This is a genomic window from Nocardia vinacea NBRC 16497, from assembly GCF_000308835.1.
Lineage (GTDB): Bacteria > Actinomycetota > Actinomycetes > Mycobacteriales > Mycobacteriaceae > Nocardia > Nocardia vinacea.
In genome coordinates this window covers 1-10,316 of the sequence record NZ_BAGN01000191.1, presented here as the reverse complement: position 1 = coordinate 10,316, position 10,316 = coordinate 1, and the positions used below count along the sequence as shown (strand labels likewise).

The 10,316-nt window shown below is 67.9% G+C and carries 6 protein-coding genes; 2 read left to right on the top strand and 4 right to left on the bottom strand.

Annotation, left to right across the window (positions count from 1 at the left end):
• Positions 1 to 516, top strand: a 516-nt coding sequence (locus ON44_RS26495) for a phosphatase PAP2 family protein (protein ID WP_040694970.1), incomplete at its 5' end; no start/stop codon positions are given.
• A 1-nt stretch (position 517) separates the two neighbouring features.
• On the opposite strand, the gene ON44_RS26490 is transcribed toward ON44_RS26495, so the two are convergent.
• From ON44_RS26490 to ON44_RS26475, 4 genes are all read right to left on the bottom strand, one after another.
• Complete coding sequence (locus tag ON44_RS26490; protein WP_040694965.1) at positions 518 to 1,678, bottom strand: VWA domain-containing protein; 1,161 nt, start codon at positions 1,676 to 1,678, stop codon at positions 518 to 520.
• Between the two features lie 207 nt (positions 1,679 to 1,885).
• Positions 1,886 to 4,309 (bottom strand): DUF5682 family protein, encoded by a 2,424-nt coding sequence (locus ON44_RS26485; protein WP_040694969.1) that lies wholly within the window; start codon positions 4,307 to 4,309, stop codon positions 1,886 to 1,888.
• 126 nt (positions 4,310 to 4,435) lie between these two features.
• Positions 4,436 to 5,536, bottom strand: coding sequence for an ATP-binding protein (locus ON44_RS26480; RefSeq protein WP_040694963.1), 1,101 nt, complete (start codon positions 5,534 to 5,536; stop codon positions 4,436 to 4,438).
• Positions 5,533 to 8,391 (bottom strand): SWIM zinc finger family protein, encoded by a 2,859-nt coding sequence (locus ON44_RS26475; protein ID WP_040694967.1) that lies wholly within the window; start codon positions 8,389 to 8,391, stop codon positions 5,533 to 5,535. Before ON44_RS26475 ends, ON44_RS26480 begins: the two co-directional genes overlap by 4 nt.
• A 474-nt stretch (positions 8,392 to 8,865) precedes the next feature.
• Here ON44_RS26475 and ON44_RS26470 point away from each other — a divergent pair.
• The coding region (locus tag ON44_RS26470) for an AAA family ATPase (protein ID WP_040694961.1) at positions 8,866 to 10,316 on the top strand (1,451 nt) is incomplete at its 3' end.

Here is a 10,316-nt window from a genome sequence, read left to right as displayed (position 1 = left end):
ACCGCACATTTCACGGTGGCGGTCGGGGTGCTGTTGTGGCTGTGGGTCTTCCGGCCGGAGCACTACCGCTGGACCCGCAACCTGATGGTGGCATTGACCGGAGCCGCGCTCGTGGTGCATGTGCTGATACCACTCGCGCCGCCGCGCATGCTGCCCGAATTCGGCTTTGTCGACCTCGCCGCCATACACGGCCAATCCGTCTATGGCTCACCGGATTCCGGCGGGCTATCGAACCAGTTCGCGGCCATGCCCTCGCTTCATGTGGGTTGGGCCTTGCTGCTGGCTTTCGCGGTGGTCGCGGCGACCCGGAGTTCCTGGCGGTGGCTGGCGTTTGCACATCCGGTGCTCACCACGGTGGTCGTGGTCGGGACCGGTAATCACTACTGGCTCGACGCGATTGTCGCGGTGGTGCTGCTCGGGCTGGCGGCGCTGCTGCATCCGCTGGTTGTGCCCGCTTCGGCGACGGCGTGGGGTGCGATGGGGCCGGTGGGTCCGCAGCCGGTGCCGACGCGCTGACTCAGCTGGTTCCACCATTTCGGTTGGCCCAGGCTTGGATATCGCCCCGATCGAGGGCGAGGGCGAGCAGGTCAGGGAACTTGTCGGGGGTGCAGGCGAAGGCCGGTATTCCGAGGGCGGCAAGAGCGGCGGCGTTGTCGTGGTCGAAGGCGGGAGCGCCGTCGTCGGAGAGGGCGAGCAGGACGATCACCTGGACGCCGGATTCCCGCATGGCATTGACGCGGCGCAGCATCTCTTCGCGGATACCGCCCTCATAGAGGTCGGAGATGAGGACGAACAGGGTGTCTGCGGGGCGGGTGATGAGCGATTGGGAATAGGCGATGGCGCGATTGATGTCCGTGCCGCCGCCGAGTTGGGTGCCGAAGAGGACCTCGACCGGATCGGTGAGTTGTTCGGTCAGGTCGACGACCTCGGTATCGAAAACGACCAGGGACGTTTTCAGCGACCGCATCGAGGCCAGGACCGCGCCGAAGACCGATGCGTAGACCACGCTGGAGGCCATCGAACCGGATTGATCGATAGCGAGGACGACATCCCGGCGCACCGCCTGCGCCTTGCGGCCGTAGCCGACCAGGCGTTCGGGCACGACGGTCCGGTGTTCGGGAAGGTAATTGGCGAGATTCTTGCGGATTGTGCGGTCCCAGTCGATATCCCGCAGCCGAGGTCGGGTGACGCGGGCGGCGCGGTTAAGTGCGCCGGATACCGCCGCGACGGTGTGTGCGGCAATGCGCTGTTCGATTTCGCGGACCACCTTCTCGACCACCATTCGCGCTGTCGCCTTGGTGGTTTCGGGCATCACCCGATTCAGGCTCAGCAGGGTGCCGACCAGGTGCACGTCGGGTTCCACCGCTTCGAGGAGTTCCGGTTCCAGCAGGAGTTGGGTCAGATCGAGGCGATCGACGGCATCGCGCTGCATGACCTCGACGACGGTGGACGGGAAGTAGGTGCGGATATCGCCGAGCCAGCGGGCCACCTTCGGTGCGGAGCCGCCGAGTCCGGCTGAGCGCTTACCGGAGGTCTGCTCGTCGGTGTTGTAGACCGCGCCCAGGGCTCGATCCATGGCCTCGTCGTCCGCGGAACCCAAGCCGCCGAGGGGTTGTTCGGCGGCGGTGCCGAGAACCAGACGCCAACGCCTGGACTGGGTTTCATCGATCGCGTTCATCCGGTCACTCCGGGGAGGTAGGGGACGGCAGGATGCCGCCACATCGCGGTGCGGGGCCGAGTGCGGCGTTACCGGAGTGCTTGTGGCTGCTCGTGGGCTGCCTTTCCGGCATCCGTGCGCATGGCGATCGGTCTCGCCTCGGCATCGAGGGTCGTCCCGTCGCCGATGTACGTTGCGGCGAGCTGAACTGGAGTGGGTCGCGCGGGCTCATACCGGCACCCCCAAGATGTCCGCGACCGTGCGCATGGCGACGAGCCCTCGGTCGACATCGAACGTCATGTCCGTGCCGGCACGCGATGTTCCGGAGCCGCCGTCGCGCACCGCCTGGCCGATGGCGCGGCGCTCCCCGGATTCGAATCCGCCGAAGGTGCGGCGCAGCAGCGGCAGGATTTCGACGAACATATTGTCGCCGAGACTTCGCAGCCAATCGTCGATGAGCCGCAACAACTCTCGGTCGTGGACCAGCAGCAGTCCGCGACCTCCGAGGAAGCCGTCGATCCAGGCCGCCTTGGCGGCGGCGGTATTGCCGATCGAGAGCGCGGCGGAAAGCCTACGTGCGGAATCGGATTCGTCGATGCGTCCGGCATCGGCGAGCAGTCGGACGGCACGACCGACGAGGGCACCGTGCACATCGTCACGGTCGGCAAGGCGGTGCAGGGCGGCCAGCCATTCGCCGGTGGCCCAGTCGTTGTCGCGGGTGTGGATGGCGGTGTGCGCGGCGTCCAGTTGGGTGCGGAGTTGTTCGGCGGCAGCGGTATCGAGGCCGGTGACCGCGCCGGGCAGGCCGGCGCAGATCCGCACGAGCAGGCCGTCGGCGACGTGGGCGAGTGCCTCGGTATCGGTGCCGCGGACGTCGCCGTAGCGCAGCGTCCGAGTCAGGCCGGGGAGGGCGGCGAGCAGGTGGGTTACGTCGTGGTCGAGTGCCGCGGCCGATTCCAGGCGGGTGATCAGTCCGTTGGTGGCGTCGCCGAGGTCGGCGAGCAGCGCGACCTCGAGTGCGGCCGTGAGGTCGCCGACGGTGCTGCCCTCGCGGCCCGCAGTGTCGAGGATTTTGGCCTCCGCCGCGGTGCGGATGGTGGTGCCCCAGCGCGAGGCCTCGATGATCGAGACGGCGAATTCCGGTCGCCACCGCAGCGTCCAGGATTCGCGGAAGGTGCCTGTGCTGCGCACTTCGCCGGTTGTCGGTGTGCCCCAGTCGATTCCGAGTACCCGCAACCGGTGCAGCAGTCGGGAGCGCTCGACCTCGCGCTCCTTGCGTAGGTCGAGATCGAGGTTGCGGGACAGGGCTTCCTGCTTGAGCCGCAGGGTGCGGATCCGGGCACGCAGATCGGCATCCAGCGGGACCGTCGGCGTTCCATCGGGTACTGCGCCGAGTGCCTCGCCGACCACCAGTTCGGACGCGACGAGCCGCAGCATCGTCTCATCGCCCGCGCACATCACCGATCGCACCGCCTCGGTGACCTCCGACAGCCCGGCCAGCGGCCGAGCCCGCAGCACCGCGAGCGCGTCGGCGAGCCGGACGGATTCGATGATGTGCGCGCTGGAGACCGGCAGATCGTGCGCGCGCAACACTCCCGCCACCTTGGTCAACCAGCGCGCGATCGGCTGCTCGGTCTCGGTGAACAGGTGGTGATACCAGCCCGGCGAGGTGATTCCGGCGCCGTATCCGGAGGTCGTCGCCAGCCGGGAATGCGTCCACGGCACCCACGTCACCGTCGCCTTTACCTTCGGCAGCCCTTTGAGCAATTTGGTATCCGCCGTCGCCGGTCCCAACCTCCCCGCCAACGCCGGTGCATGCCACGCCCCACACACCACCGCAAGCCGCCGCGCCCCGTCCTTCAACGCCTTGCGCATCGTCTGCCGCATATACGCCTCACGCCGCAAAGTGTGCGCGTCGATGTCGATGGGTTGGCGCTCAACGTCTTCGAGCCCGATCGCTTCGCCAACGGAGTCGTCGGTCGGCGATTCGTCGCCGGCCGACCCGTTGAGACCGGCGGGAGGGGACTCGTCGTCATGGGCGAGGCCTCCGCCGTGGGCGTCACCTGCGGCTGAGTGACCGCCCGCCGAGATGTCGCGCACCCCATCCGGCTTATCCCCGGACGAAACGTCTTCGGTTGTGCCCGTGGCAGTTCCGATCGCGAACAGGCCTTGCTCAGCGGCTTCTCGCAGCGCACCCATCGCCTCGGTGATCGCTTCGAAAGCGTCGGCGTCGGCGACGGATTCGACCACCGCGTCCCACCAGCGCTCGGCATCGTCATAGCCGGCGGCCGCGGCCAATTCGGCGAGTGGATCGATGCGATCGCCCGGCTCGTCTTCGGCAGCCAGGACGGCGGTCGCGGGCAGATCGCAGAACCGTACCGGCACCGCGTGTTCGGCCGCATAACGCAGTGCCTGCCATTCCGGGGAGAACACGGCGTACGGCCAGAACGCGGCCTTGGCGGGTTGGTCCGGGATATAGGCCAGCAGTGCGACGGGCGGCGACATCCCCTCGGCCGCAACGTATCCGACCAAGGGGTCGGCATCGGCCGGGCCCTCGATCAGGATCGCGTCGGGGCGAAACTGCTCCAGCGCGGTACGCAGTGATCTGGCCGAACCCGGACCGTGGTGGCGGATGCCGTATACGCGGGTCACCGGACCACTTGGTGCGGTGCTCTCCTGGACGTCCGCAGCTTCCGTGCGGTCGTCGGTTTCGGCCGTGTTTGTCTTGCTCACCGTGTCACCCCCGGTTGAACTCGCGGTGTGGTCGGCTGCGCCGCGTCATCCGTTGACCTCGCGGCAGGCACGGTAGAAATCGGACCATTCGGGGCGTTCGCGCACCACGGCTTCCAGATATTCGGTCCAGATGACGGCGTCGGCCACCGGATCCTTGATGACCGAGCCGAGGACCGCGCCCGCGATATCGGACGCGCGCAAGGTGCCGTCGCCGAAGTGTGCCGACAGGGCGATGCCATTGGTGATCACCGAGATCGCTTCGGCGGTGGACAGGGTGCCGGATGGCGTCTTGAGTTTGGTGCGGCCGTCGGCGGTCATGCCGGAACGCAGCTCGCGGAAAACGCGCACGACCCGGCGTACCTCCTCGGCTGCGGCGGGAACCGCCGGAAGTTCGAGCGCGGAGCCGAGTTGTTCGACGCGGCGGGTCACGATGGCGACCTCCTCGTCCTCACTGGCGGGCAGCGGCAGCACAACGGTATTGAAGCGGCGACGCAGAGCGGAGGACAGATCGTTGACGCCACGGTCGCGGTCATTGGCGGTGGCAATGACATTGAAGCCCTTGGTGGCCTGCACCTCCATCCCGAGTTCCGGCACCGGCAGTGTCTTTTCGGACAGCACGGTGATCAGCGCGTCCTGCACATCGGAGGGAATCCGGGTGAGTTCCTCGATCCGGGCGATGGCACCGCGACGCATCGCGGTCATCACCGGCGACGGCACCAGCGCACCCTCGCTCGGCCCCTCCGCGAGCAGCCGCGCATAGTTCCAGCCGTAGCGGATCGCCTCTTCGGCGGTACCCGAGGTGCCCTGTACGAGCAGCGTCGATGCACCGCTGATGGCCGCCGAAAGATGTTCCGATACCCAGGTTTTCGCGGTGCCGGGCACGCCGAGCAGCAGCAACGCCCGATCGGTCGCCAGCGTCGCGACCGCCACTTCCATGAGCCGTCGCGGCCCGACGTACTTGGGGCTGATCACGGTGCCGTTGTCGAGCGTGCCACCGAGCAGATAGGTGACCACCGCCCACGGCGACAGTTGCCACGACGGCGGCCGCGGTCGATCGTCGATCGCGGCCAGTGTCCGCAGTTCCTCGGCATAGGCCTGTTCGGCATGCGGACGCAACAGCTCCGGCTTCGAATCGATAGTGGTCACTGCAACTCCTCGAGCATCATCGAGCGGTGGTTGAGGTCATGGGCGAGCTGATCGAAGGCTCGCTCCCAATTGGGATCGGTGCATCGGCGTGCCACCGCGGTGGCGGTCCGCGCCGCGGTGACGGGCAGGTGCACGGCCGCCGCGGACAGCAGCGACCGATGCGCGCTGGGGCCGGTGCCATGCGCTTCGGGGCGTTTGGCCGCGGCACGTGCGCGTTCGAACAACAACAGAATCAGGTGTTGGGCAAGGGGTTCCGGCCACGGATGGCCCATGGCGGGCAGTAGCGCCTCGAGCTCCGAGAGCCACGCGCCGTCCAATTGCAGCAGATGCCGGGTGCGATCGGGCAGCGGCAGCAGCGCGAATAATTCGCGCCGGCGCAGCATCGCCAGGTCGGTCGGCACCCCGGCGTCGAAAAGCGCCCGGGCCCAGGCCGAATCATGCTGTGCCAGTGCGGCATCCACCCAACCGTCGAACAGTGGCTGCCGGAACCGGTCACTGGTCTTGGCCCGGGTGGCCTTATCCGGTGCGCCGAGTTCGGACTCCCAGTGCGTCAGCGGTGTCGCCGCGACGAGTTGCCGCAGCCGACCCGCACGCAGGTCCGGTGCGCCGTCCCAGCGATAGGTGAACTCCACCGTGCGGTCGTTGATGCCGTCCCTGCGATCGGCATCGTCGAGCTCCTCCGGAATGCGGACAACCAGATTCGGATGCAGCAGCAGATGTTCGACCGTGACCCATGCGTTCGCGCGTCGGGTCATGCGCTGGGTGAATGCCGAATCCGATAGCAGTGGCAGCAGTCCGGCCGCGACTCGCCGGACATCCGATCGTCGATCGTCCAGCGCAGTCTCGAGCAGCGGTTCGTCATCGGCCGAAATCCCATCGGCGAGTGCGGCCAAGAGTTCGGCCTTCAGCGGGCCGGATTCCTTCGGCCACGACGTGGTCAGCGCTTCACGTGCGGCTTTGGCATCTCGCCTGCGCAGTTCGGCGAGCCATTCGCGGCGCTCGGGCGGTTCGCCGAACTGCCAGCTCTGCTCCGTCGGCGCATCGGAAGATCCTTGTCGCACCAGGTCGCGCCAGTCCGGATGCTGGTCGGCCAGCCAGCGGCCGCGGGTTCCGGCCAGACGCAAAAGCGGTTCGCGCAGTTCGGTATTCGCCTTCGCCTGCTCGAGCAGGAGCGAGCACAGTGCATCCGGGGCCCGATAGTCGAACGGTGCTGCCGCCGCGAACCATTCGGGCAGGAAGGGGGACCGGTCCCGCAACAGGCGGGCAAGTCGGGATGCCGCGGCGCGGGGCAGAAGTCGCCGCGCGTCATCCACGGCGGGTTCGGATTTGGTTGCCGTACTGACGGACACTCCACCACGCGCAAAAGCACCACGCAGAGCGGCAGATTCGAGAAGTACAAGTGCCGGATCGGTGCGCAACCGTGTCGCCGCCGCGGCCACCGGAGCCTCGAGCCGCGCGGGATCCGCTGCCCTGCGGGCCGTACCGAGCAGCGCGACCGAGGTCAGCTCCTCCGACACCGGCGCGGCAGGCGCATTCGACGTCGCACGCGTGCCGAACTCCGCACTGTCGACGTCGACGACCTCACCCGCGGTGAATACCGAGATCGGCACCAATCCGGCCACACCCCATTCGGCGGCCAACGTCACCGGATGCCCACCGGACACCCCGAGCAGTCGCCACGGCTGTTCGGTAGCCGCAACCGGCAGCGCGGTACCGTCGGATTCGGCTATGTACCAGCCATTTTCGGTCCACACCGGCACGACATCGGTCAGCAGCAGCGGCCGGGATCGCAGCCACGGATCACCCGCGAGTGCCTCGGCATGGTCGGCCAATGCGGCGGCGATCGTCCCGCAGGCAACCGGCAGTGTGGTGAACGGTTCGGCCGCACCGCGTCGTTCGCCCCAGAGCGCCCGCAGTGGCGCGCCACCCGGGTAGTAGTGCAGATCCGCGTCGGCCATCATGCCGGGCAACGGCACCTCCACCGAGAAGCTCGGCGTGCCGAAGGAGTGCTCGAGCAGCAGTGCCCAGCGTCGAGTCTGCCTGCCGTACAGCCACGTTCGGCGCGTGTAGAGCCGCTCCTCCGCACTGGTCCGGATGCCGAGTACCTGCCACTGATCCCGGACCGCGGGTTCGGCGCGCACGGATTCGGCGGATGTCGGATAGCCGATATGGGTCCGGACGCCGGCCCGCAGCGCCGGCGACAATTCGTCGAGCCGGCGGTGCGCGGCGATCAGCAGATGCAGCCTCGCGTATTCGGCGAGTACGACATCTGGCCAGTCCGCCCTGGTCACCACGGTGGTCGGCAGCTGGCGCAACGTGGCGGCGACGCCGGGGGCCTGCGCGTCGACCATTCGGGCCGCAATCGTTTCGAAGGCACGAAACGATCGATCGGTCTGGGCCAGCCCGGTGCGCACCTGATCGCCGAGCCAGATATCGAGTTCCTCCAGACCCGCCGTCACCCGCACCCGCCGCTGCTCGGCGGTCGCCGGATCGGCCGTGCGGGCATGCGGGTCGGTGGCGGGCTCGGCCGCGCGGACCGCGCGGGCGTTGAGCCATTCCGCCGCGAAGTCCGCGATCGCGGCTCCGGCGACCGCGCCGCCCGACCAGGTGAGCAAGAGCGACAATGCGTGCTTGCACGGGAACTTGCGACTCGGACACGAGCACTTGTACGCCGGACCTGCCAGATCCACGACTGTCTGATATGGCTTGGCGCCGCTGCCCTGACACAGGCCCCACAGCGCGGTGTCCGACTGTCCGGTGCCGTGCCAGCGTCCGGTGAGCTTGCGCGCGGCGGATAGCGAGCTCGCGTCGGGTGCGAGCGCGCTGACCTGTTCCTCGGTCCACGGCGCGGTCATATGTATGGCTCCCGCCTGGTTCATCCGGCGGCCCCGGATCGACTGTACGTCATGTTTCCCCCGTTACTCGGTTGTCGAATTTCTATCGCAGCCCACCGACAAGTCAGGTGGTGAGCGGCTATTTCTCTGGAATACGCTGCGCGGACGACAGATTCGGCAGGAAAAGTGCCTTGCGCTGGTTGTCCGATTCTGGCATTCTGTCCTGTTCGGCTCCGACCGAGCCACCCAAATCGGGTGACACACCATCGAGCTGCCCGCCGGGGTTGGCGAGGGGTGGACATCGAGCGGGGCCCAGCCTGTTCGATGGCCATACCATCCCCGCGGGCAGATTCGCATCTTCCCCTTCCGGCCGCGCGAAACGGCACCGCGGTGGGCGAATTCGACGCCATCGGGTAGCGTTTCGCTCAGCTTTCAACAGTGATACCCGTGCGGGGTTGGAGGACGTGCCGCGGTTCGTGGTCTAGGGGGTTACGCATGCGTACAGATCCCGGAACCGATACTGCGACCGTGCCGCGCCTGACCGAAGTGGTATCTCGACGGCTCGCGGCCGATCCCGCAGTCACCCCCGACGTCGCACACACCGTGCTCCGCGCCCTCGGCGGCGGCGAGTCCGATGATCTGACAACCGAATTCGACGGCTCCGGCATCTTCCTGCGTGCGATCCGGGTGCGCGGCTTCCGCGGTATCGGACCCGAGGCGACACTGCAGTTGCCGCCGGGCCCCGGTCTGACGTTGGTGGTGGGCCGCAACGGAAGTGGTAAGTCGAGCTTCGCTGAGGCCGCCGAGTTGGTGCTCACCGGTAGTAATCGCCGCTGGGACGGCCGGTCGGCGGCATGGCGCGAGGGCTGGCGGAATCTGCACGACGGCGGTTCGGCACGCATCGAACTCGAATTACTCACCACCGGAGCAGATCCCGAGCTGACCATCGCCAAAGAGTGGTCACCGCAGGCGGATCTGAGCCAGGCGCACTGGACCGAACAGCGATCCGGCACCGCGTCAACGGATTTCGACGGCAATCGCTGGGCCGGTCTGCTGGAGTTGTATCGGCCCTTCCTGTCCTACAGCGAACTCGGTGCACTCGTCGACGGCAAACCGAGCGATCTGTTCGACGCGCTGCACCGGCTGCTCGGCCTCGACGAATTGACCGTGGCGCAGGAGCGGATTCGCACCCGCCGACTGGAACTCGAACGCGCCGCACGAGATTCGCGTCAGGAACGCATCGAACTGGTGACCGCGCTCGGTACGGTGGCCGACGACCGCGCGGTGCGGATGGCGGCGCTACTGCGCCCGGATCGCCCCGATCTCAGGGCCATCGGTCGCGAAATACTCGGCACGGCAGAGAATCCGGTCGGGCCGGATGGGCTGCGGGCAATCGTGCGGCTGGTCTTGCCGTCCGGCGCCGAAGTGGAAGCGATCGCGACACGCCTCGAAGAGTGCCGCACGGTGCTCGCGCGCGATTCGACCGCCGATGCCGAGGCCGATCTGCGGGTGCTGGAATTGCTGCGCCGGGCGCGCGACCATGTCGGTGCCAGCGGGGAATGTCCGTGTCCGGTCTGTGGGCGTGGGGAATTGGACGCGACGTGGTTACGCGGTGCGGACGCCTCGATCGCCGAGCTGACCTCCCGAGTCGACGCGCTCGCGACCGCGCGGGCCGCACTCCGACAGGCGGTCCGCGACGCCCGCGCACTCCCGGAACATATCCCCCCGGAACTCGATTTCGATCCGCGCAATCCGCCCACCGTCGACACCACCGCGGTGCGTCACGCCTGGACGGACTGGGCGGCGCTGACCGGCGCCGATTATTCGCCTGACCTGCCCGATCGACTGCGCGGTGCGCATACGCGCCTGGTCGACGAACTCGAGTTGCTGCAACAGGGCACCCGGAAGGAACTGAACCGCCTCGACGAGGTGTGGGCGCCGCTGGT